Origin of the sequence: Pseudomonas sp. B14(2022) (assembly GCF_012030485.1) — a bacterium.
Classification (GTDB): domain Bacteria; phylum Pseudomonadota; class Gammaproteobacteria; order Pseudomonadales; family Pseudomonadaceae; genus Aquipseudomonas.
In genome coordinates, this window is the sequence record NZ_JAAUVM010000017.1 from 1 (window position 1) to 22,611 (window position 22,611).

The following is a 22,611-nucleotide window of genomic DNA, read 5'->3' on the forward strand; positions in this document are numbered from 1 at the left end:
TCCCCCTCCAGTCCCCACCCAACCTGCCGATAACCCTACTAACCGTATGCCTACCCCCCTGCATCACCACTCGATCGAGTCCACCACATGAACCCACTCTCCCTTCTAAAAAAAGCCCGGGCCGATCGTCAAGGCACCGCCACGCTCACCAGCACTGCCAACGACCTGGACGCCTCACTCACTGCCCTGCGTATCACCCCCACCCTGATCACCGGCTTTATCTCGCCGCATCTGGACATCGACGCCATCGCGGCCAAGCTCAAACGCCGTTTCCCCCAGTCCACCATCAGCCTATGCACCACCTCCGGCGAGCTGTGCAACGCGCCCGGTTCGCTGTATTGCGCCACTGGCGAGCGCTGGGACCGGGTCGTGTTGCAGTTGTTCGACGACAGTCTGATCGCCTCGGCCGAGGTGGTGATGGTGCCGTTGGAGTGTGAGGACATTCGCGGTGGCGGTAAGCGGTTGGGAATGCAGGAGCGGATTGCCAAGTTGGTGGCCAATATCAAGCGGGTGCAGGTGCGTACGTCGATCGATCATCGCGATACGTTGGCGTATGTGGTGTTCGATGGGTTGTCGGCGTCGGAGTCGTTTTTTATGGAGGCGCTGTATGAGTCGGGGCGGTTTCCGTGTTTGTTTGTAGGGGGATCGGCCGGGGGTAAGTCGGATTTCCAGAAGACGCTGATTCATGACGGCCAGCGCAGTTATCAGAACCATGCGCAGATCGTGTTTCTGAAGACGGCGGCCCATGTGCGATTTGGGGTGTTCAAGAGCCAGAACTTTAAACCGGCGGATTTGACCTTCAGTGTGCTGACGGCGTCGGTGGAGGACCGCACGATTGACCAAGTGATCGACAGCAGCGGCAATATCAAGAGCATGGTGCAGGCGCTGTGTGATGCGTTCAGTTGCGCGCCCCAGGCGCTGGAGTCGAAGCTGGCGGACTATTCGTTTGCGATTCGGGTGGGCAGTGAGTTGTTTGTGCGGTCCATCGCGCGTATCGACTTCGAACAGCAGATCGTGCAGTTGTTTTGCGACGTGGCGCCGGGCGAGGAGTTGGTGATGGTGCGGCGTACGCCGCTGCGGGAGGCGACGCGCCTGGACTATGAGCAGTTCCTGCGCGGCAAGGGAGGCCAGCCGGTGGCGGGGATTTTGAATGACTGCATCTTGCGCCGGCTGAACAACAGCGCCGAGCTGGGCAGCATGGCCGGCATTTTTGGGGATGTGCCGTTGGCGGGGTTTTCGACCTTCGGGGAGATTTTGGGCTTGAACCTGAACCAGACGCTGACGGCGATTTTCTTCTTCCGGGTGGCCAAGGGCGCGAGTTTCAGTGACGAATACGTGGACAATTTCATCGCCCATTACGGCGAGTTCAAGGCATTTTTCCTACGGCGCCAGGTGAAGAAGTTGGCAGGGTTGAACCATGTGGTGGTCAAGCAGATTACCGCATACAAGAACAATGACTTCAGCAATACCCTGAATACCCGCGGCCTGGACCGCAATATCCTGCCAGTCTTCGAAGGCCTGGCCGACTTGGGCCTGGTGTTGGCCCATGCCCAGCGTCAGCATGAGGACATCGCGTCGCAGCTCAAGCATTACTCCGGTGAGTTGCACGCCTCGATGGATGAACTGGTGGGCACGATTGGCCAGCAGAACACGGTGTCTGCCCAGGCCGGGGCCACGGTGGAGGGGCTGTCGAGCCAGGCGGATGTCGCGGTGGAGGGCGCGCGCACGCTGGCGGGGTCGAGTTTGCGTATCCAGTCGATTGTGCAGGTGATCCAGCAGATCGCCGGGCAGACCAACTTGCTGGCGCTCAACGCCGCAATTGAAGCCGCGCGCGCGGGCGACTTGGGCCGGGGCTTTGCGGTGGTGGCCGACGAGGTGCGCAAGCTGGCGGAAATCACACGCAAGAATGCGGCGGAAATTGGTGTGGATATCGACTTGTTGTCGAGTGAGATCCAGCGGGTGGCCCAGCAGATTGAAGACCAGTCCACCGGGGTGGGAGCGCTGCGGGAGATGTTGGATGTGCTGGAGGCGTCGAGCCGTGCAACGGAGGGTACGGCGCAACGGACCAAGACCATTGCGGATACGTTGACGGGGTTGACCCATGGGTAGGCGTTAACGGCAGGTAAAAATGGCGCGGGGCTCATGGCACTGAACGGGGATTCAGTGCATGATGCGTCGCTCATATCAAGGACGATAACAACAGTGAAAAACGCCCTCGCCTCCCTGCTATTGCTGTGCCTGACGGCTCCCGCCGTCGCCGCCGAAAACCCGGTCGGTTTCAAGACCGTCACCCTGCCCGATGCGCAAAACAACCGACCACTCGAACTGGTCGTCTGGTACCCCGCTACCACCACCGCCAAAGCCACGCTGATCGCCGACAGCGCGGTGTTCATCGGTGCCCTCGCCGTGCCCGACGCGCCGCCGGCTGCCGGTGAGCATCCGCTGGTGGTGCTCTCCCACGGTTATGGTGGTAACTGGGGCAAGCAGGTGTGGCTGGCCAGTGCGTTGGCGCATCAGGGCTACATCGTCGCGGCGGTCAACCACCCCGGCACCACCACAAAAGACCGCAACCCACAAACCGCCGCGCGGTTATGGCAACGTCCGGCCGACCTGAGCCGCGCGATTGACGCGGTGTTGGCCCAGCCGAAGCCATTTGGCGCGGTCGCGAATGGCCAGATTGCCGCCGTGGGCCATTCCCTTGGCGGCTGGACCGTGCTGGAAATCGCCGGGGCGCGCTTCGACCCCGATCTATTCAGCCGCGACTGCAGCGCCCACCCCAAGCTTGGCGGTTGCATGGGTTACCAGAAGATGAACCCCGCCGGCACGCCAGCCGGCAAGGCCCGGTTGGCCGCCGATTTAAGCGACAAACGCGTCACCGCCATCGTGTCCTTGGACCTGGGCCTGTCGCGCGGCTTCACCGACGCCAGCCTGGCTGCATTGCCGGTACCGACGCTGGTGATTGCGGGGGGCGTGCCGTCGGAGGATATGGACCCGCAGTTGGAGTCCGCCGACATGGTCAAGCGGCTGCCTGAAGCAACGACGAAGTACGTGGAGATCGCCGATGCCACGCACTTCAGCTTCATGTCGATCTGCAAGCCGGGGGGCATGGCGCTGATTGAGGAGAGTTCGCCAGGCGACGGCATGATTTGCCGCGATGGCGAGGGGGCTCGGCCGAGGGCGGTGATTCAGCAGCAGGTGGTGGGGCTGATCAGTGAGTTTTTACACCGATCGTTTCGACAGTAAAGCCGCCGTCGACCTTAGAGCCCGTGGCGCGACACGCGCTGACTATTTATGGTGTCCACCTCTATCTGGGTCCCCTACATACTGTTCTCTAAAAGGGTCCAGGCAACGTTTGTACAACACCGACCGGTTGAGGCAGAAACGCCTGACCCCGTCAGCCTTTGACGCGGTAAGCATCGAGCGCCTGCCGGATGACCGGCAGGCTGCCCGAAGCGATGCCGCTGAAATACGCAGCCCAACCCCGTCACATCGATAGCACTGATGATTACTATCGAACCGCTCGCCTATGGGGTGGTCAAGCCCGATTCCTATAATCGCCTCCCAGTTCTTCCCCTTCGCCTGGCCTCAGGCGACATCCCCCCTTGGAATCCAGCATCATGCCAAGCGCCCTCCAGGCCCCCAGCGGCCGTCCTGAACATAATCAACAAAGCGTGAAACAGCAGTGGCTGGCGATTCTCTCGGTCGCGGTGGGCGCCTTCGCCCTGGTGACCAGTGAGTTTCTGCCGGTGGGCGTGCTCAACGACGTCGCTGCCGACCTCGGTATCAGTGCCGGCCACGCCGGCCTGATGGTGACCCTACCCGGCATCATGGCCGCCCTCGCCGCGCCGTTTCTGTCGGTGAGCATCGGTGCCATGGACCGTCGCTACCTGCTGATCGGCCTGACGTTGATCATGATCATTGCCAACTCAGTCGTAGCCTTTGCCAGTGACTTCAACCTGCTACTGCTCGGACGCGTATTGCTGGGCATCAGCATCGGCGGGTTCTGGGCCACGGCCATTGCCCTCAGTGGGCGCTTGGCGCCCAAGGGTGTGGACGTCGCGAAGGCCACCTCGATCATCATGATGGGCGTGACCCTGGCCACCGTGCTCGGCGTGCCCGTGGGCACCTGGCTCAGCGGCTTGATGGGCTGGCGCATGACGTTCCTGGTCACCGCGCTGCTGGGCGTGCCGGTGCTACTGGCGCAGGTGTTCCTGCTGCCTCGGCTCACCCCGGAGAAGGCCATTCGCGTCAGCGACCTGCCGGCGTTGTTTATCAACCCACAGGCGCGGGTCGGGTTGATCGCGGTGCTGTTGATCGGCCTGGCGCACTTTGCGGCCTACACCTATGTCGCGCCCTTCTTCAAATACAGTTCCGGCTTCGACGGGCCGACGATTGGCTCGCTGCTGCTGCTCTTCGGCGTAGCCGGGGTGTTCGGTAATATCTTTGCCGGTTTCGCCGCCAACCGCAGCGTGCGTCACACCCTGTTGCTGGTGGCGCTGATGATCGGCACCAGCACCGCGCTGTTCCCTCACTTCGCCACGGGGATGACCGGCGCAGCGATGCTGATCGGGCTGTGGGGCTTCGCCTTCGGCGCCTTCCCGGCCTGTGCCAGTATCTGGATGTTTGTGGTGGCGCCCAAGGATGTCGAACGCGGCATGCCGCTGTTCGTCGCCTTGTTCCAAGTGATCATTGCCTTGGGCTCGTTCTTCGGCGGGCGCATCGTCGACCAACTGGGCAGCTCGGTTCTGTTGAGCCTGGCCACGGCACTGGTGGGCTGCGGTTTTGTTACAGTGCTGGTACTGGGGCGCAACATCAGTAATAGCCTCGCGGCCCAGCCTGGCTAAACCGAGGGACCATGAATACCGCCAACGCCGCTTCTTTCGCCTATCAGGCGGTGTACCGCTACCTTGTCGAGTTGATCGAGGCGAGCCCTTCGGCAGGCGAACGCCAACTGCCGTCCCTGCGCCACTTGGCCCGGCGCCTGGGCGTGTCGGTGTCGACCACCAAGTACGCCTATGCGCTGCTGGAGGATGAGGGGCGTGTCCAGGCCAGGCCCAAGCGTGGCTATTTCACCCGGGCCGTGCCGGCGCCGCTGTTGAGCGAAGGTTCGCCTGATTTGCTCGACCAGGTGTTCGCCAACGCCCGCCAGCCGGGCATGCTGGCCCTGAGCAGCGACGCCCCGGCGATGCTGCTGTCATTGGAAAACCCGCTGTTGATGATGGAGCGCGAACTGGCCCGCCAGTATCCGCGCTCCCCGACGCCGCTGTACCTGCCGTTCGGCGAGCCCGAGCTGCGTGCGGCGCTGGCCGCGCGCTACACCCAATCCACCCACCACTATTGGCAGGCCGAACAGGTGTATATCGGCTCGGACCTGCACAGCGTGCTGGACCTGTCGCTCAGCGCCCTGGCGTTGCGTGGCACGCTGGCGCTGGTGGAGTCGCCGTGTTCGTGGGCGGTACTGCGTCAGTTGCAGGCGGCGAATATCCGCGTGATTGAAATGCCCCTCGGCGCGGACGGGCGCTTCGACCTGCCCGCCTTCCAGGCACTGCTCGAGCGGGAGCCGATCCGCCTGGCGGTGCTGTCATCCAGTGTGAACGTGCCCCAGGGCGGCGTGATGCCGGCGCAGGATAAACAGCAGATCTGCCGCTGGCTGGCAGAGCGGGACATCTGGCTGTTCGAAAACGACACCTACGGCGAGCTGTGTTTCGAGCCGCCCGCCGCCCGCTATCGCGACTTTGCCGACCCGCAGAAACTGCTGGTGTTCTCGACCTTCGACAAGGTGATCGGCGCGGAGGCGCCCTACGCTTATGTGCTGTGTCGCGGGCAAGGGCCGCAGTTGCAGCGGGTGTTCCTGGAGCGTGGGTTTCGCCTGTCGCCGACCCGCCAGAAAGCGATCGCCAAGCTGTTCACCTCCGGGCGCATCGACCAGCACCTGCTGATGCTGCGCGCGGCCTTGCGGGAACGGATGACGCGCATGAAAGCCCTGCTGGAAACGCACGGCGAGTGGGACGTGGTCGAACCCCATGGCGGCGCGAGTTTCTGGCTGGAGGCCAGGCGCCCGGTCGACATGGGACAGGTGTTCGAACGCCTGCTGGCCCAGCGCGTCGTGATCGCTCCGGGGCAGTTGTTCAGCCCGCACGGCAGCTGGGCGCAGCATGTGCGCCTGAGCTACACCCTCGACTGGAGCAAGGATATCGCCCAGGCCGTGCAACTGTTGGCCCAGGCGATCCGTCAAAGCCCGTAGCAGTGCCGCGCTTCGGGGAAGCGGCCGTGACGCACGTCGTCGGCAAACCGCTCGCACGCGTCGCGGATCACCGCGCCGACATCGGCGTACTGTTTGACGAAACGCGGCAGGTGCTCGCCACCCAGGCCCAACAGGTCTTCGGTGACCAGCACCTGGCCGTCGCAGGCCGGTGAGGCGCCGATGCCGATGGTGGGCCTGTCCGAGTTCTGGGTAATCTGCCGCGCCACGCCTTCGGCCACCCCTTCCAGCAGCAGGCTGAAAGCGCCCGCCTCCAGGTTGGCGCGGGCGTCTTCGGTAATTACGGCGCCGGTTTCAGCCGTGAGGCCCTGGGCCTTGAACCCACCCATCACGTTGACGAACTGCGGCATCAGCCCCACGTGCGCCATTACCGGAATACCACGCGCCACCAGGAACGCCACGGTGCCCGCCAGCGCCTGGTTGGCTTCCAGCTTGACCGCATCGCAGCCGGTGCGCGCCAACACCTGGGCGCAATTGCGGAACGCCTGTTCATGGGATTCCTGATAGCTGCCAAATGGCATGTCGGCAATCACACAGGCCAGGCGCGTGCTGTCGACCACGGCGCGGGTGTGGCCGATGATTTCTTCGAGCTGCATGCTCAAGGTCGACGGCCGGCCATAGCCGACCATGGCCGTGGAGTCACCGACCAGAATGAAGTCCACCAGCGGATCGATCAGCTTGGCGATGGAACTGGTGTACGCCGTGAGGGAGACGATTTTCTGCTGGCCTTTCATGGCGACCAGTTGAGGCACGGTCATGCGTTTGGTACGGGTGTGGAGGCTCATGGTGTCTTCCCTATAGCGTTCGATACTCGGGGGTTGCGGGGCCCGAGTATTGGCGAAAGACACGGCGATTCAATGCACAGATCGGCGCTAAAAAGCGACCCAGGCAGCAGTCGCGGTTTTTTAAGCTGGTATCATCCGCGCACGTACACGCCAGGTAACAACCCATGAATCGCCAGAAAAAACTGCAACAGCTGTTCAAGGCCAAAGCCAAAAAGGCCAGCGCCAAATTGGCACCGAAATCCAAGGATAAGTACATCAGCAAGGCCGAGCGGGAAAAGCTGGCGACTGAGGCCGCTCAGGCGCCAGACATTTCCCCTGAGGATTAACTCAGCAACCGCTCAGCGCTTCGGGCCGGCGCTCACCGGCGAAGAAGAACGGCCGCAGGCGCACGCCCACGCCGTTGCCGATAAACGCCGCCACCAGCCACACCCAGCCATGCAGGCTGCCCGAGGCGATGCCGCTGAAGTACGCGCCGATGTTGCAGCCGTAGGCCAGGCGCGAGCCGTAGCCGAGCAGCAGACCGCCGATCACCGCCGCCACCAGCGAACGCGCCGGGATCTTCAGGCTGGGGGCAAAACGCCCGGCCAGGCCGGCGGCCAACAGCGCACCGAGGACGATGCCGATGTCCATGACGCTGGTGATGTCTTCCCACACCGGCGCAGCCAGGGCCTTGGCGTTGCCCGGCATTTGCCAGAACGCCCAGCTGGCCACGTCCACACCCAACCCGCTTGCCACCTTGGCACCCCACAGCGCGAACGCCGAGGTAATCCCCCACGGCCGCCCGGCGAGTGCCAGGGTGGCGTAGTTGAGCAGCGCCAGGCCAATCGCGCCCCACACCAAGGGCCACGGCCCGCGCAGGAAGCGGCGCAGGCCTTGGTGTTCGCTGGTGACACCTTCCTCAAGCTGGCCGTGGCGGCGTTTTTCCAGGCGCACGGTGACGGCCGCGATAAGCGCAAACATGGCCAGGCTGGCGAGCAACGCTGGCACCACGCCAAAGCTCTTGACGATGGACACCGCCGGGAATGCCGGCAACGCAAACCACCAGTCCACATGGTGGGTGGCGATCAGCGAACCGCAGATAAAGAACAACAAGGTCACCAGCATGCGCGCATTACCGCCGCCCACCGTGAACAGCGTGCCCGAGGCACACCCGCCACCCAACTGCATGCCGATGCCGAAAATAAACGCGCCGAACACCACCGACACCCCGGCCGGCGCCACCAGCCCGACCACCGGCTGCCCGAACAACGTGCCCGCCCCCAGCGCCGGGAAAAACAGCAGCACCGCCAGCGCGAGCATTACCATCTGCGCCCGCAAGCCAGCGCCGCGGCGATCATTGATGAACACGCGCCAGGCGGAGGTAAAGCCGAAGGCGGCGTGGTAAAGGGTCAAGCCCAGTGCAGCGCCGACCACCAGCAACAGCACCTGGCGCGAACCGACGCTGCTTTGCAGGAACAAGGCGCCCAGCACAAGAATGACAAAGGCCACCAGCGGCGCGACAGGCCTGCGCGCGGGGGTGAAAGGGAGAGAGGTGCTCATGGGGTATCTCGGTTTGTTTGAAGGGGGATTGCGAACGGGCGAGTATAGCCTGTGGGAGTTGTCGGGCTTAAGTGAGGCTGCGATAGCGATGTGTCAGGCAACATAGAGGTTGGCACTGCCGCCGTCATCGCAGCCTCGCCAGGGTTCGACAACGCCCACATTGGGCGTCACTGTGGCTGAGCACTGCGCCGGCCGCGCCATGTCAGTCATCGTCCCCCTGGCAACGACCACAACCTGGAATCAGCCTATGTGCATATACTCGCGGGCAGGGTGCGCCCCTTTACCCCATCTCCAGGTGACCTCTTGGCTAAAGACATCGAAAACCCCTGCGTCTCCACCTGCCAGCTCAGCGGCGACCTGTGCGTCAGCTGTGGGCGCAGCAAGGACGAGATCCGCAAGTGGAAACGCATGAAACGCCCCGAGAAAATGGCCGTCGTGCAACGCGCGACCCAACGCTTGAAAGCGTTGAAAAAAACCAAGTAAGCCGCTTGATCAGGAGCGCCCAACCGCCCCTGACACCGGAAGATTGCCCAGCAATTTGAGCCCGGTGCTTTTCACGAAGGTGGCGTAGTCCATCGGCTTCTGGATGCGCGTTTCGGCGTTGGGCAGCACGTAGGCCCAGGCGCGCTGGCTGGAGGCGTCGTACACCAGCTTGAACAGGCGCGTCGGCACCCAGACCTTGTTGTCGCCGATGGTGCTGTAGCCTGGGTCGAACAGCGGCCCGGTGAACACATACACGTCACCGCCCGCGCGCACCGCGAACTTGCGTACGTCGGCCTCGACCTTGCTCCAGATCTTGCGGTTGTTGGTGGGGTCTTGGGGCACCATGTTCGACAGCGCAAAGGACTGGGCCATGGCCCGGGCATTGGGTGCGTCGGCGGCCGGGGCCTGGTGGCCACGGTCCATGGCCGGGTGCTGGCTGCGGTAGTCGCTCAGCTCCGCGCGGCCGCTTTTGGGAATGCGCGGGTCGGCGTAGAACTGGTTGGTGCGCTCCTCGCCTTTGGCATTTTTCAACTGCGCGGTGTTCAGGCGTTCGACCACCACCAGTGGGGTCTTGCTGGTTTGTGAGTAAAGCACCGCAAACGTCTCGGAACACAGCGCCAACGGCTTCATCGACGCCGGGACGGTGGCCGTCTTGATCGGGGCAGCGCCAGGGAAGAGATCGGCGCAGCCATCGAATGAGGCACGTTGCTCGGTGGGGGTGTAAGGGTTGGCCAGACTGCGGGCGTCTACAGCGCTGGAAAACAAAACAAGGGCCGACAGCCCGACTGCGATGGTGCGTAGGTACATGCTTTAAATCTTATGGTGAGGGTAACGGATGAGCGCGAATGTTCGTGCGGGGCTTATGGACCCTGATTCGTGTGTTTGGTGCCGCGAGCCTCACGGATAAGGTTGAACCTCTCCTACACCCAGGGGCTCAGAACCCTACATCCTCGGGAGAAACCTATGACCCAGACCGCACTCGTCGTGGGCGCCAGCGGCATCGTTGGCAGCGCCATCACCCAGTTACTGCTCGAACACCAGTGGCACGTTGCAGCCCTGTCCCGTCAGCCCTCGCAGGTGCCAGGCGTGATTCCGGTCGCCGCCGACTTGCAGGACCCGGCATCGCTGCAACAGGCCCTGGCCGATCTAAAACCCACCCATGTGTTCATCACCACCTGGTCGCGCCAGGCCACCGAAGCCGAGAACATCCGCGTCAACGCCGCCATGGTGCGCAACGTGCTGGACGCCGTGCGCCCCGCCGGGAGCGTGCAGCATGTGGCGCTGGTCACCGGCTTGAAGCACTACCTCGGGCCGTTCGAAAACTATGGCAAGGGCAGCCTGCCGCACACCCCGTTCCGCGAAGAGCAAGGCCGCCTGGATGTGGAAAACTTCTACTACGCCCAGGAAGACGAAGTGTTCGCCGCCGCAAAAAAGGACGGCTTCACCTGGAGCGTGCATCGCCCGCACACCGTCACCGGCGTGGCGGTGGGCAATGCGATGAACATGGCGACCACCCTCGCCGTCTACGCCAGTGTCTGCAAACACACAGGTCGCGCGTTTGTATTCCCAGGCTCCCGCGTGCAATGGGACAGCCTCACGGACATGACCGATGCGCGGCAGTTGGCCCAGCAACAGTTATGGGCGGCCACCACGCCCGCTGCCGCCAACCAGGCCTTCAACGTCACCAATGGCGATGTGTTCCGCTGGAAGTGGATGTGGGGCCGGATTGCCGATTACTTCGGCGTGGCAGCGGCCGACTTCCCGGCCTCGCCCTCGCCGCTTGAGACGCAAATGGCCAATGACCAGGCCGCCTGGCGCCAGATCGCTGCGAAGCATGGACTGAAGGAGGCCGAGATGGATCGGCTGGTGTCGCCGTGGCACACCGACGCCGACCTGGGCCGGCCCATCGAGGTGGTCACGGACATGTCCAAGAGCCGGAAGATGGGCTTTACCGCTTACCAGGCCAGCGACCAGGCGTTCTTCGAGGTGTTCGACCAACTGCGCGCAGCGCGTTTGATCCCTTAATCCATCAGGGGCAGCGTCACCACAAATTCGCTGCCCTTGCCATGCCCCTCGCTCATGCCCGTCACGCTGCCGCCGTGTGCCTCGACCAGTTCACGCACCACCGTCAAGCCGATGCCCAGGCCGGCGCCGTTGAAACCGACGGCGTGAACATCCTGCACATAAGGGTCGAAAATAAACGGCAGGGCCTGGGCGGTGACGCCGATGCCGTTGTCGCTGATGCTTATCCTCAGCATCCCGGCCTGCGCGGTACAGAACACCTTGATGCGCCCGCCGATGGGCGTGTACTTGGCCGCGTTGGCCAGCAGGTTATGCAGAATCTGCGCGAGCCGCCCAGGGTCGCCGTTGATGCTCAAACTGGCGTCGGGAAGCTCGACATCCAATTGCTGCTGACGCTTGACCATCGCAGGGCTGCAGGCGTCGATTGCGGCGTTGAGGATGCGCAGCATATCCACCTGACGGCGGTTGATACGCAACTTGCCGGTGCTGGCGCGGGACACATCCAGCAGGTCGTCGACCAGTTGGGAAATATGCTGGACCTGCCCCTCGATCAGCTCACGCATGCGCGGCAACTGGTCGCTCGGCAACCTGACCATACGCTCGGCGATCAGGCTGATCGGCGTCAGCGGGTTGCGCAGCTCATGGGCGACCATGGCGAGAATGTTTTTCTGCTGGCCCAACGCTCGCTCGGCTGTTGCCTGCAGGTCCTGGGCGCTGAGCGCCGCGATCACCAGTTGCGCGTTGGCCTCGCGCAGTTCCTGGTAGAGGTGCTGCTCCTCCTGAGGAGGTCCCGCGACGGCGTCCGATTGCGCCAGCAGTATCGCCAGCACCAACTGCTGGTTGGCCTCGATCAGTTGCTCGACGTGCTGGGAGTCCACCAGGCGGCTGCTGGCGTCACTCAGTTGTTGCTGTAATGCCGCCAGTACCGCGCGGGCCTCAACCGTTTTCTGGCCGAGCAGGAAGAGTTCATGAGCGGCACTGGCCACTTCACGCTCGTCCTGTCCTTCGCCTTTACTCATGGCTCAGCTCAACCATTTTCGTCTCCCGCGCCCTGCGCGTGCGGATGCAATGCGGTTGGCCGCCCGCCGAGCAACCCTTCCTGGTCCGCAAGCCTTTCACCGATCTGCAGGCCATCGTCATTGATGTGGTATTGGCGCAGCTCATCGGAGTGCGCGCTGGCACGCACCTTGACCACGGCCATGATCCTCAGCAAGCGGCTGCGCACCTCAATGTAGCGCTGCACAATGATCGCATCGGTAAGGAACGCGGTGCCGTAAGGGCTGAAACGCAGGTCGGTGTAGCGGTCTTCAAGCTCCGAGGTCATCAATACGCTGACCCCGGCACTGGTCAGCGCCGTGACCATGCGCGACAGCGACTCACGGAAGTCCGCGCGAAAGGTCGGCGCCAGGGCCAGCTCGAAGCCCGACAGCGAATCGATGACCACGCGCGTGGCGTTCAGGCGGCGAACCTCGCTGAGCAGCAGGTGGACGATTTCATCAATGGACAAGTCAGGTGCGCGGCTGTCTACCAGACCGACTTGCCCACTGTGAATCAGGTTGGCCAGGGTGGCGTTCTGGGAGTGGTGGGGGCGCTGCTCGAACACTGCGATAACGCCGGTTTCACCCTGGCGCGCGCCTTCGGCGAGGAAGGTCGCCGCCAGGATGCTTTTGCCCGACCCCGAGGGCCCGGCCACCAGCAGCGAATAGCCCCTGGGCAGCCCGCCACCGAGCATTTCGTCGAGGCGTAGCACGCCCATTTTCAGGCGTTGGATAGGCCGCGCCATCGGCGCCTCGACCGGATTGAACGCGGCAGGCGCGAACACCTTGATGCCCGAGCTGGCGATACGAAAGGTGTGCAGCCCCGGCAATGTCGGCTGACCGCGCATCTTCATGATTTCCATCTTGCGCACCATCGAATTGCGCTCGACGCTCTGGCGCAGCCAGATCAAGCCATCGGCCACGGTGAAGATAGGGTTGGTGTCGGTTTCGGTGAAGTACTCACCGATCAGGAAGGTCGTCGCCTGCCACGTCGTCATCAACATGCCCAGTTGCTGGACGAACTGCGGCAAGTTGTTGTTGGGATTGTGCTGCGTCTGGCTGGCCAGCACCACCGAGCGGAAGGAGTCGACAAACACCAGCGACGGCGAATGCGCCTCCACCTCGCTGACAATGCGCCGCAGCACTTCGTCCAGGTTGCCGGCCAGTGTGTCGTCGGCCAGGTTGATATAGCGGATCGACTGGTTGATCGCCTCGCTGTCGAAAAAATCGAACTGCTGCTGATAACGCAGCATCTTCAGCGGCGGCTCGCCCAGTACGGTGAAAAACAGCGCCGGCCGCTCCGGCGTCGCAAGGGCAAACATCATTTGATGCGCCAGCGTGGTCTTGCCGCAGCCAGGCGGGCCCGCGATCAGGTTGAACGAAAACTCCGGCAATCCTCCGCCCAGCACCTCGTCCAGTCCTGGCACGCCGGTGGCCAGGCGGTTGATAGTTACTTTGGTGCTCATGGCGATTGTTCCTGGGAAGGGGTGTCGCTCGAGGAGGGCTCCCACACGTCGCGCAGCAAACGGGCGGTCAGCGAAGGCCCGATCAGCGTGGTCAGCAACGTGTAGAAAGTGGTCAGCAGTACTTCACCGAAGAACAGCGCATCGGCTTCAGTCTGCTCGATCAATAGGGCTTTGAGATCGCTCAGGTCGGGCGCCGCCTGCACGCGGTCGTAGGTGGCGGACAGGCGCGAATGGGTCTGGACGCTCAAGCGCAGGCTGCGACGCAGCAGCGCCACAGCACCTTGCTGCCCGATAATGGGCGTGAGTACTGCGTCGATATCCTGCAGGATCGAAACAATCGCCTCAGCGATGCTTGCAGGGTCAGCGGTAGGGCCAACACGGTGCGCCAGAGAAGCTACGATCTGGCGGCTCTCTTCGCTTAGCGTGGACATGACGGGCTTATATCCGATGAGTTGACACTGATCGTACACCCTATCGTGCCAGCCCGACGTTTTAATGGCCCACTGCCGCCTGCGTCGTGCGCCGACCTGGTCGGAAGCCATGGCCACGCGCCGCCCAGGCAATCACCAGCGCCACCGCGATCAACCCCAGCATTGCCCAGGGAAACGCCGCCACGCCCCAGCGGTCCAGCAACACGCCGCCTGCGACGCCGCTGCCGGCTATCGCGCTGTTCCATGCCACCACGTTCAGCGACAGCGCCACATCCGCGCCGTCCCCCGCCGCATCCGCCAGGGCGGTTTGCAGCAAGGTCGCGGCGCCGCCGAAGCTCAGGCCCCAGACCGCCACGCCGAGGTAGATCACCAGTGGCACATTCCCCAGCACGCCGAATAGCACGCTTACCGCCGCAAACGTCGCCAGGCTCACCAGCACGGTGTTGCGCAATAACGGTTCGACCAGTCTGGCCGTGAGCCAAATCCCCGCCAACGCAGCGATCCCGAAGACCAGCAACACCAGGTCCACACGCTCGGCCAAACCGGCCGGCGCCACGAACGGGGCAATGTAGGTGTACAGAATGTTGTGGGCCAGCATCCAACTGATCACCACCGCCAGCACAGGGCGCACGCCCGGCGTGGTCAGCACCTTGCGCAGCGACAGGCGTTGATGGGCGGGCTGCGGCGCGTAGTCAGGGACTTTCACCAGCACCCAGGCGATCAGCACCAGGCTCACGGCGGACATCAGGCCGAACGTGGTACGCCAGCCCACCAGGCCACCGAGCCAGGTGCCCAACGGCACCCCCAACGACAGCGCAATCGGCGTGCCGACCATCGCCAGCGCCAGTGCCTTGCCCTGTTGATGGGGCGCAACCATGCGCCGCGCGTAACCGGCCAGCAGGCTCCAGGCCAACCCCGCCGCCACCCCGGCAAAGAAGCGCGCCACCAGGGTCACGCCATAGTGGGACGACAACGCGGTGATGGAGTTGAACAGAAGGAAACCGACGATGGTCAGCAGCAGCACATTGCGCCGGCGCCAGCCGCGAGTGGCGATGGTCATGGGAATCACCGCCAGCACTGAGCCCAGTGCGTAGGCAGTGACCATCTGCCCGGCCATCGACGGGGAAATCCTCAGGCCGTCGCTGATCAAGGGCAACAGGCCGGCGGGCAGGGTTTCGGTGACGATGCAGATGAAGCCGGTCATCGCCAGGGCGAGCAACGCGCCGATGGGCAGGCGCTCGGATGCGGCCGATAAAGTGAGTGAGGGGGTCACGGTAAACTCCTTGGGCGAGACTTAGGTACTGATCGATATAAATGTTGCGGGCGATCGGTGCGCGTTGTCAACGACTTATGTATCGACTAGTATTTATCTCGTTTTCCCACCGGAGACCTGACATGGCACAAATGGGCCGCCCCCGCACCTTCGACCGCGAACACGCCGTGGAACAGGCCATGCACCTGTTCTGGCAGCATGGCTACGACGCCACCTCCCTGGCCCAGCTCAAGGCGGGTTTGGGTGGCGGGATCTCCGCGCCGAGTTTCTACGCGGCGTTCGGTTCCAAGGAGGCGTTGTTCGACGAGTGCGTAAAGCGCTACCTGGCGACCTACGCCCAGGTCACCGAATGCCTGTGGGACGAAACCCTGCCCCCGCGCCAGGCCGTCGAAACTGCGCTGCGCCAATCGGCGCGCATGCAGTGCGAAGACGGCCACCCCAAGGGCTGCATGGTCGCGCTGGGCGTGATGAGTGCGCCCAGCCCGGAAAACGCGCGGGTGGCCGACGGGTTGACCCAGTCGCGCCTGCGCACGCGGGCGGGAATTGTGGCGTGCGTGGAGCGCGCGGTTCGGTTGGGCCAGTTGCCGCAGCAGACCCAGCCCGCCGTGATGGCGAGTGTGTTTGACAGTTTTTTGCAGGGGGTGTCGATATTGGCGCGGGACAACGTGCCCCATGCCACCCTCGACGCCGCGATCAGCCAGCTCATGATGACTTGGGACATAGCTGCGTCCACCACGCCGCCTGTGGCGAGGGAGCTTGCTCTTATCAAAGGGGCCTGCTCGAATCCTGCGGGTTAACGTGCGTCCGCAGCCAGGCTGAGCGCGTGGATCTTGTCGACAATCTGCCGTGAAGCCTTACGGATCGCCGTCGTCGTGTTGCCTGCGATATGCGGTGTCAGTTGGGCATTGCCGATGCCTGCCAGTGGCGAGTCAAAACGGTCTTTTTCGTGGACAAAGGTATCGATGGCAACCGCTTTTATATGCCCGGGAAACGCGGTCATGAAGCTTGCCAACTGGGCTTCGTCGACGATGCCGCCGCGAGCGGTATTGATCAGTATCGAGCCTTGACGCATCTGCCTGAACTGGGCAAGGCCGAACAGGCCTTGGGTGAGCGGTGTCAGCGGTACGTGAATAGAAACCACGTCGGCCTCCCCCAGCAATTGCTCGAGGTTTTGCCGCCGCTCAAGCCCAAGGCTGTGCGCGACCTGCTGCGTAAAACGCTCTGAACCGCTGGCGATGACCTTGATACCGAGCGATCCCGCTTTGCGTGCGACGGCTTGGGCAATACTGCCGGTGCCCACCACCCCCAGCGTGAGTTCGCCGAATTCGGGGCCGGGCGCCAAGGTGCCCTTGGACCAGCGGCCGCGGTGCGTTTCGGCGTTGTAGTGGTCCAGGTCCCTGGATAAAAACAACGCCTGGGCGACGACGTATTCAGCGACCGCCGCCGCGTTGGAGCCCGGCGTGCTCAGTACGCTCACGCCACACCGCTCAGCCTCTTGCCGGTCGATATGGTTAACGCCTGTACCCGCTTGGGCGATGGCGCACAGCGGCGTTGGCAGGGCCGATGATGCCGCGGCGCGAATCAGTTCGCTCTCAATGGGAATATTCAGGCGCGTCTTGAACACGCTATACCCCCCGGCCTGAGTCACGGCGTCGATAAAAGCTTGCCTGTCGTGGCCATTGATCTCGGTGTACCGGATGCGCTCGCCATAGTGCTCGCGGATACTGTGTTTATCGGTGAAATAGTAGAGATTCAGGGTGACGACCAGGCCCAACTCAAGGAATCGGTCGACTTCCTCGAATAGCAACGGCGGGCCGGGAGCATCCAGTATCAGGGTGGTGAATGCCATACCTGTGAGCCTCTTTAAAGGGTGTTCAACCGCACCGATACACTAGCATCGCGCCACACTTGCTCTAAAACAACAACCGCGAAAAATCACAGCAGGCCTGCGCCAGCCGCGCCACGTCCTGGTTCAAGCCGAATTGGCGGTCCACCCGGTGCAATGCCACGTACTGGATACTCGGCAACTCCGGCTGCGTGACCAACGCGCGTAATGCGCCGTGCTCGATCAGGTGCGACAAACACGCCTTGGGCAGATAGCTCACGCCGATCCCCGACAGCGCCAACCCCACCTGCACCAGCAGGTTATGGCTGGTGAGCGTGCGCGGCATCTGCACGTTGTGCGCGGCCAGCCAACGCTCGTAGATCAAGCCGGTGCCCGACTGCGAACCCTGGGTCAGGACGGTGTAATCGGCCAGCACTTCCAGGCTTACGGGGTCGGGTTGGGGGATCAGGCCCGGCGCGCAGATCCAGGCGTTTTCCACGCTTTGCAGCGCAGTGCTGTGGAAGCGCGGGTCGCTGTAGACGTCCGGCACAATCACCAGGTCGAGTTGATCGCTTTCCAGCTTGCGAAACAGTTCGCTGCTCAGTTCCACTGACGGTTCGATCTGCACCTTGGGGTAGGCCTGACGCAACGCTTCCACCAGCGCCGGCAGCCAGGTCAATGCGGTGAGTTCGGTGACGCCGAGGCGAAAACGGCGCACCAGCACTTCGCGGGCGCTGACCCGTTCGAGCAGTTGGTCGCGGCTGTTGAGCAGGTCGCGGGCGTAGTCGAGCAGCTCACCGCCCTTCTCCGTCAGCCGGGCGTTGCGCTTGCTGCGGTCGAAAATCTCGACGTCGAAGGTGTCTTCCAACTCCTGGATGCGCTTGGAGATGGCCGACTGAGACATGTTCAGCTTGTTCGCCGCCGCTTCAAAGCTGCCGAGTTCGGCAATCCAGTACAGCGCTTCGATTTGCTTGAAGGTGATCATGGCGGCCAATTCATGAGAAAAAGCGATGCTATCACATCATAAAATATCGCTAAAACTCTTCGTTCATCACTCCTAAGATCCGGCCATAGCCCATCGCTATCTAACAATTCTGGAGATTTGCCATGTCCTTGCCCGGTTCACGCATCCTTCCCAACGCGCCCATGGCCCCCGCCGAACTGGTCGAGGCGTTTGCTCAGGTGGTCACGCCGCATATCAGCGACAACCTCGGCCGCCATATCGGCGCCCGTGGCCTGACGCGCTACAACCGCAGCGGCAAGCTGGTGGGCACGGCGATCACGGTCAAGACCCGCCCCGGCGACAACCTGCTGATCTACAAGGCCATGAGCATGCTGCAACCCGGCCATGTGCTGGTGGTGGACGGCCAGGGCGACACCAATAACGCGGTGATCGGTGAGCTGGTCAAGCTCTACGCCCAACAGCGTGGTTGCGTGGGGTTTGTGATCGACGGCGCGATTCGCGATGTCGCCAGCTTTGAGGATACCCCTTGCTACGCCCGCGCCGTGGTGCACACGGGCCCGTACAAAACCGGCCCCGGCGAAGTGAACGTGCCGGTGTCCATCGGCGGCATGGTGATCAACCCCGGCGACCTGCTGGTGGGTGATGAAGACGGCCTGGTCGCGTTCTCCCAGGCCGACGCCACCGAAGTGCTGCGCCGCGCCGCGCAACATGCCGAGCATGAAGAAGCGGTCAAGGCAGAGATCGCCAGCGGTGCGGTGCGCCAGAGCTGGATCGACAAGGCCCTCAACAATGCCGGCCTGGTGTGAAGGAGTCCGAGATGAGCACTGCATTTTTGTCGGACCGTGTCCTGGGCATCGCGCCCTCCCCCAGCATCGCCGCCAACGCCTTGGTCACCGAGTTGCGCGCCCAGGGCCGCGACATCGTCAACTTCACCGTGGGCGAGCCGGACTTCGACACTCCGGCGCATATTCTTGAAGCCGCCAGCCTGGCGATGCACAGCGGTGATACCCATTACACCGCCACCACCGGCACCCTCGCGCTGCGCCAGGCCATCTGCCTGAAACTGCAGCGCGACAATGATCTGGTGTACGGCCTGGATGAGGTGGTTGCCGGTTGCGGTGGCAAGCACATCATTTATCACGCGTTGGCCGCCACCTTGAATCGCGGCGATGAAGTCATCGTGCACACGCCGTATTGGGTCTCGTACCCGGACATCGCGCGGCTTAACGATGCCACACCGGTGATCATTCCCGGCGATGAAACCCTGGGTTTCAAGCTGTCGCCCGCCGCGCTCGAAGAAGCGATCACCCCACGCACCAAATGGGTGATCCTCAACAGCCCGAACAACCCCAGCGGCGCGGTGTACAGCGAAGCCGAGCTGTTGGCCCTGGCGCAGGTGTTGCGTCGTCATCCCCATGTGCTGGTGATGGCCGACGAGATCTACGAACACTTCGTCTACGGCGACGCCCGGCATGTGCCGCTGACACGCCTGGCGCCCGACCTCAAGCCGCGCACGCTGATCGTCAACGGCGCGTCCAAGGGCTATGCGATGACCGGTTGGCGCCTGGGCTTTGGTGCCGGGCCGGCGTGGTTGATCGCGGCCATCGCCAAGTTGCTGTCACAGACCACCACCTGCCCCAGCTCGTTGAGCCAGGCGGCAGCGGTGGCCGCGTTTGCGGGTGATCAGGCACCTATCGCCGCGATGCGCGGGGAATACCGGCAGCGCCGCGCACTGATGCTGGAGCGACTGGCGGGTATTCCCGACCTGAGCATCATCCCGCCCGATGGCGCGTTCTATGTGTTCGCCAACGTCAGCGGTCTGATGGGCAAGCTCACCCCCCAAGGTGATCGCCTCGACAGCGACACGCAACTGGTGGACTACCTGCTGCGCGACTACGGCCTGGCCACCGTCAGTGGCGCGGCCTACGGCATGTCGCCGTATGTGCGGCTGTCCTTCGCAAGCTCCCTGGACGTGATCGAAGAAGGGTGCCGTCGCCTCAAAGACGCATGCCACGACCTGCGCTGACGGCCACCCGTAACACCCGGCGACCAGCGGACGGCCGCCTTTTGACTGCCTAGAACAACAACTTAAAAATCATTGATCTCAAATGAGGCACTCCCATGCACACGCCCCGTATCGCGCTGGTCTGGCAAATCATGATCGGCTTGCTCGCCGGTATCGCCATTGGTGCCCTGCTGCACCGCTTTCCCGAATCCCGGCCGTGGCTGGTGGACAATGTCCTGCAACCGGCGGGCGACATCTTTATCAAGCTGATGAAAATGATCGTAGTGCCCATCGTGTTTTCCTGCATGGTGGTGGGCATTGCCGGGCACGGTGACGGAAAATCCCTGGGCCGTATCGGGGTCAAATCCCTGAGCTATTTTTTCTGCATCACCACCCTGGCGATCATCATCGGCCTGGTCATGGGCAACCTGCTCAAGCCCGGCGCCGGCACTGAACTGTCCAGCCTGCACGCGGCGAATATCACCCTGCCCACCAGTACCGGCGCCGGTCATAGCCTGGGGCAGATCATCGTCGGCATCATCCCCGACAACGTGGTCAACGCCATGGCCCAGGGCAGCCTGTTGTCGGTGCTGTTTTTTGCGGTGATGTTCGGCCTGGGCGTGGCGCGCTTGCCCGCCGAGCGCAAAGACCCGGTCATCGCGCTGTTGCGTGGCGTCAGCGACGCGATGTTCAAGGTCACTTCGATGATCATGGCCTACTCGCCCATCGGCGTGTTCGGCATGATCGCCGTGACCGTGGCCAACTTCGGCTTCAGCTCGTTGCTGCCGCTGGCCAAGCTGATCATGGTCAGCTATGTGGCCATCGCCTTCTTTGTGCTGGTGGTGCTCAACCTGGTGGCGCGTGTATGCGGGATCAACCTGTTCGCACTGATGCGCCATATCAAGGATGAACTGGTGCTGGCCTTCTCCACCGCCAGCTCGGCGGCGGTGATGCCGCAACTGATGAAAAAACTCGAGACCTACGGCGTACCCCCTTCGCTGGTGAGCTTTGTGGTGCCGGTGGGTTACTCGTTCAACCTCGACGGCGCCTCACTGTTCCTCGGCATCGGCACCCTGTTCGTCGCGCAGTTGTACGGCATTGATTTGAGCCTGGGCGATCAGGCCTTGCTGGTGGTGACCATGGTGCTCACTTCCAAAGGGGCGGCCGGGGTGCCGGGGTTCATGTTCGTGATTCTCTCGGCCACCCTCGCCAGCGCCGGTCTGCCGTTGGAAGGCATCGCGTTTATCGCCGGGGTGTATCGCTTGATGGAGATGCCGACCACCGCACTGAATGTGCTGGGCAATGCGTTGGCGCCGTTGGTGATTGCCAAGTGGGAGGGGCGTGAGGTGCGGGCTGGGCATGAGTCGAGTGGGAGAAATGTTCCCTCGCTGTAATGTGAACGCTACGAATAAAGGCGCTCCGGAGAGCGCCTTTATTCATTCCAGCCTTACTGCTCGCTGATGGATTTCACCTCAGCCTTGGCAGCACCGCCAATCGCAATGCGCTTAGGCTTGGCTTCCTCCGGAACCACCCTGAGCAGGTCGATGCTCAGCAACCCGTTGGCGAGTTGCGCGCCCTGCACTTCAATGTGGTCGACCAGGCGGAACGACAAACGGAACGCGCGCTGGGCGATGCCTTGGTGCAGGTAGGTGATGCCCTCGTTGTGTTCGCGCTTGCCACCGGCGACGGTCAACACGCCTTTTTCCACCTGGATCTCCAGGTCATCCTCCACCAGGCCTGCGGCCGCGATGACGATCCGGTAGTGATCTTCACCGTGCTTTTCGACGTTGTGAGGTGGGTAGGTGGTACCGGCCTCGCTGCGAAGCGCCGATTCAAAAAGGTCGTTGAAACGGTCAAAACCGACGGAATGACGGAACAGTGGGGCCAACGAAAGAGTAGTAGCCATTGCAAAATCTCCTGAGTTTTCTCCAAGTGATTTGAGACGCGACCCGTATTCGGCATCGCGTAAAACCTAAGTAGGTTCAGGGGGGGAAATTTCAAGCACGGCCACAAAAAAAATTTTATCCGGCGCTGCGATCATTTCAAACAGGCTGACGCACCGGCGAGCAAGAAACGCGCTGGAGTCGCCGTAGATCGCCGCCATCATCCGCCAGCGCCGATCCGGTTGGAGAGGCGCTCATATTGCGCGATTGCCAATCAGAACGCGACGATGAGGACATTGTGGAGGAAGCTGAAGGGAGAGCGGGCACTTGCGCCCAACGTTTGATGCCTATGGTCAAATCCCAAGCAAAAACAGCCTGCATCGCTGCAGGCTTTTCCCTATCTGGCACTCTTAGACTAAATAACTGATTTGAATTGAAATTAAGCCTAGTGCTTAAAATTCATACCCATACGATCATCCTAAGACTACAGCTGGGCCCTTTTTTGTACATAAACCAAAACCACTTGGTCAGGCCGGGGAACGCGCAAGGCCGCGATCATGGAGATGAGGCTGTGGGTTTCCCTGCGGCAGTTTGCGTCTCCACGTCCCAATGATTCGCGAAAGACTGAACGAGTCA

Annotated in this window: 22 protein-coding genes; 12 read left to right on the plus strand and 10 right to left on the minus strand. The window is 62.7% G+C overall.

Annotated features, from left to right (window positions below; all coding sequences use genetic code 11):
* Window positions 1-87: 87 nt before the first annotated feature.
* The 5 genes from HCF10_RS21920 to HCF10_RS21940 all read left to right on the plus strand — a co-directional run bounded on the left by HCF10_RS21920 (window position 88) and on the right by HCF10_RS21940 (window position 6,244).
* Window positions 88-2,109: a methyl-accepting chemotaxis protein gene (locus tag HCF10_RS21920; RefSeq protein ID WP_145336405.1), complete on the plus strand. Its 2,022-nt coding sequence runs from the start codon at window positions 88-90 to the stop codon at window positions 2,107-2,109.
* Between the two features lie 93 nt (window positions 2,110-2,202).
* Complete coding sequence (locus tag HCF10_RS21925) at window positions 2,203-3,243, plus strand: alpha/beta fold hydrolase (protein WP_167656395.1); 1,041 nt, start codon at window positions 2,203-2,205, stop codon at window positions 3,241-3,243.
* Between the two features lie 48 nt (window positions 3,244-3,291).
* Window positions 3,292-3,405 (plus strand): DUF2569 family protein, encoded by a 114-nt coding sequence (locus HCF10_RS32115; RefSeq protein WP_145336407.1) that lies wholly within the window; start codon window positions 3,292-3,294, stop codon window positions 3,403-3,405.
* Between the two features lie 212 nt (window positions 3,406-3,617).
* Window positions 3,618-4,844, plus strand: a complete 1,227-nt coding sequence (locus HCF10_RS21935) for an MFS transporter (protein WP_131699832.1) — start codon at window positions 3,618-3,620, stop codon at window positions 4,842-4,844.
* 11 nt (window positions 4,845-4,855) lie between these two features.
* Window positions 4,856-6,244 (plus strand): aminotransferase-like domain-containing protein, encoded by a 1,389-nt coding sequence (locus HCF10_RS21940; RefSeq protein ID WP_167656396.1) that lies wholly within the window; start codon window positions 4,856-4,858, stop codon window positions 6,242-6,244.
* Here the strand turns inward: HCF10_RS21940 and panB are convergent.
* Window positions 6,232-7,047: a 3-methyl-2-oxobutanoate hydroxymethyltransferase gene (gene panB / locus HCF10_RS21945; RefSeq protein ID WP_131699834.1), complete on the minus strand. Its 816-nt coding sequence runs from the start codon at window positions 7,045-7,047 to the stop codon at window positions 6,232-6,234. The genes HCF10_RS21940 and panB overlap by 13 nt on opposite strands.
* A gap of 164 nt (window positions 7,048-7,211) precedes the next feature.
* Here panB and HCF10_RS21950 point away from each other — a divergent pair, with 164 nt between their 5' ends.
* Window positions 7,212-7,373: a DUF2986 domain-containing protein gene (locus HCF10_RS21950; protein ID WP_082340928.1), complete on the plus strand. Its 162-nt coding sequence runs from the start codon at window positions 7,212-7,214 to the stop codon at window positions 7,371-7,373.
* Between the two features lies 1 nt (window position 7,374).
* On the opposite strand, the gene HCF10_RS21955 is transcribed toward HCF10_RS21950, so the two are convergent.
* Window positions 7,375-8,586, minus strand: a complete 1,212-nt coding sequence (locus tag HCF10_RS21955) for a YeeE/YedE family protein (protein WP_167656397.1) — start codon at window positions 8,584-8,586, stop codon at window positions 7,375-7,377.
* Between the two features lie 303 nt (window positions 8,587-8,889).
* On the opposite strand from HCF10_RS21955, the gene HCF10_RS21960 reads away from it, so the two are divergent.
* The gene (locus tag HCF10_RS21960; protein ID WP_167656398.1) at window positions 8,890-9,069 is read left to right on the plus strand and encodes a DUF1289 domain-containing protein; all 180 of its coding nucleotides are present in this window, start codon (window positions 8,890-8,892) and stop codon (window positions 9,067-9,069) included.
* Between the two features lie 9 nt (window positions 9,070-9,078).
* Here HCF10_RS21960 and HCF10_RS21965 read toward each other — a convergent pair whose 3' ends face one another.
* Window positions 9,079-9,876: a DNA/RNA non-specific endonuclease gene (locus tag HCF10_RS21965; protein ID WP_167656399.1), complete on the minus strand. Its 798-nt coding sequence runs from the start codon at window positions 9,874-9,876 to the stop codon at window positions 9,079-9,081.
* Between the two features lie 156 nt (window positions 9,877-10,032).
* Here HCF10_RS21965 and HCF10_RS21970 point away from each other — a divergent pair, with 156 nt between their 5' ends.
* Window positions 10,033-11,094, plus strand: coding sequence for an SDR family oxidoreductase (locus HCF10_RS21970; protein WP_167656400.1), 1,062 nt, complete (start codon window positions 10,033-10,035; stop codon window positions 11,092-11,094).
* On the opposite strand, the gene HCF10_RS21975 is transcribed toward HCF10_RS21970, so the two are convergent.
* The 4 genes from HCF10_RS21975 to HCF10_RS21990 all read right to left on the minus strand — a co-directional run bounded on the left by HCF10_RS21975 (window position 11,091) and on the right by HCF10_RS21990 (window position 15,298).
* Window positions 11,091-12,110, minus strand: coding sequence for a sensor histidine kinase (locus HCF10_RS21975; RefSeq protein WP_167656401.1), 1,020 nt, complete (start codon window positions 12,108-12,110; stop codon window positions 11,091-11,093). The two genes, HCF10_RS21970 and HCF10_RS21975, sit on opposite strands and share 4 nt — an antisense overlap.
* 8 nt (window positions 12,111-12,118) lie before the next feature.
* Window positions 12,119-13,594, minus strand: coding sequence for an ATPase domain-containing protein (locus tag HCF10_RS21980; RefSeq protein WP_167656402.1), 1,476 nt, complete (start codon window positions 13,592-13,594; stop codon window positions 12,119-12,121).
* Complete coding sequence (locus tag HCF10_RS21985; RefSeq protein ID WP_167656403.1) at window positions 13,591-14,025, minus strand: hypothetical protein; 435 nt, start codon at window positions 14,023-14,025, stop codon at window positions 13,591-13,593. Before HCF10_RS21985 ends, HCF10_RS21980 begins: the two co-directional genes overlap by 4 nt.
* A gap of 61 nt (window positions 14,026-14,086) precedes the next feature.
* On the minus strand, window positions 14,087-15,298 hold the full coding sequence (locus HCF10_RS21990) for an MFS transporter (protein ID WP_145336422.1): 1,212 nt from the start codon (window positions 15,296-15,298) through the stop codon (window positions 14,087-14,089).
* Window positions 15,299-15,420: 122 nt separating this feature from the next.
* Here HCF10_RS21990 and HCF10_RS21995 point away from each other — a divergent pair, with 122 nt between their 5' ends.
* Window positions 15,421-16,095, plus strand: a complete 675-nt coding sequence (locus tag HCF10_RS21995; protein WP_131699843.1) for a TetR/AcrR family transcriptional regulator — start codon at window positions 15,421-15,423, stop codon at window positions 16,093-16,095.
* Here HCF10_RS21995 and HCF10_RS22000 read toward each other — a convergent pair.
* The gene (locus tag HCF10_RS22000) at window positions 16,092-17,147 is read right to left on the minus strand and encodes an NAD(P)-dependent oxidoreductase (protein ID WP_167656404.1); all 1,056 of its coding nucleotides are present in this window, start codon (window positions 17,145-17,147) and stop codon (window positions 16,092-16,094) included. The two genes, HCF10_RS21995 and HCF10_RS22000, sit on opposite strands and share 4 nt — an antisense overlap.
* Window positions 17,148-17,211: 64 nt before the next feature.
* Complete coding sequence (locus tag HCF10_RS22005) at window positions 17,212-18,108, minus strand: LysR family transcriptional regulator (RefSeq protein ID WP_145336426.1); 897 nt, start codon at window positions 18,106-18,108, stop codon at window positions 17,212-17,214.
* 122 nt (window positions 18,109-18,230) lie between these two features.
* On the opposite strand from HCF10_RS22005, the gene HCF10_RS22010 reads away from it, so the two are divergent.
* From HCF10_RS22010 to HCF10_RS22020, 3 genes are all read left to right on the plus strand, one after another.
* Window positions 18,231-18,893, plus strand: a complete 663-nt coding sequence (locus tag HCF10_RS22010) for an RraA family protein (protein ID WP_131699846.1) — start codon at window positions 18,231-18,233, stop codon at window positions 18,891-18,893.
* An 11-nt stretch (window positions 18,894-18,904) separates the two neighbouring features.
* The gene (locus HCF10_RS22015; RefSeq protein ID WP_167656405.1) at window positions 18,905-20,113 is read left to right on the plus strand and encodes a pyridoxal phosphate-dependent aminotransferase; all 1,209 of its coding nucleotides are present in this window, start codon (window positions 18,905-18,907) and stop codon (window positions 20,111-20,113) included.
* A gap of 95 nt (window positions 20,114-20,208) precedes the next feature.
* A complete protein-coding gene (locus HCF10_RS22020) occupies window positions 20,209-21,486 on the plus strand; it encodes a cation:dicarboxylate symporter family transporter (protein ID WP_145336430.1) in 1,278 nt (425 codons plus the stop codon).
* A 53-nt stretch (window positions 21,487-21,539) separates the two neighbouring features.
* On the opposite strand, the gene HCF10_RS22025 is transcribed toward HCF10_RS22020, so the two are convergent.
* Window positions 21,540-21,998, minus strand: a complete 459-nt coding sequence (locus HCF10_RS22025; protein WP_053130927.1) for an Hsp20 family protein — start codon at window positions 21,996-21,998, stop codon at window positions 21,540-21,542.
* Between the last annotated feature and the right edge of the window lie 613 nt (window positions 21,999-22,611).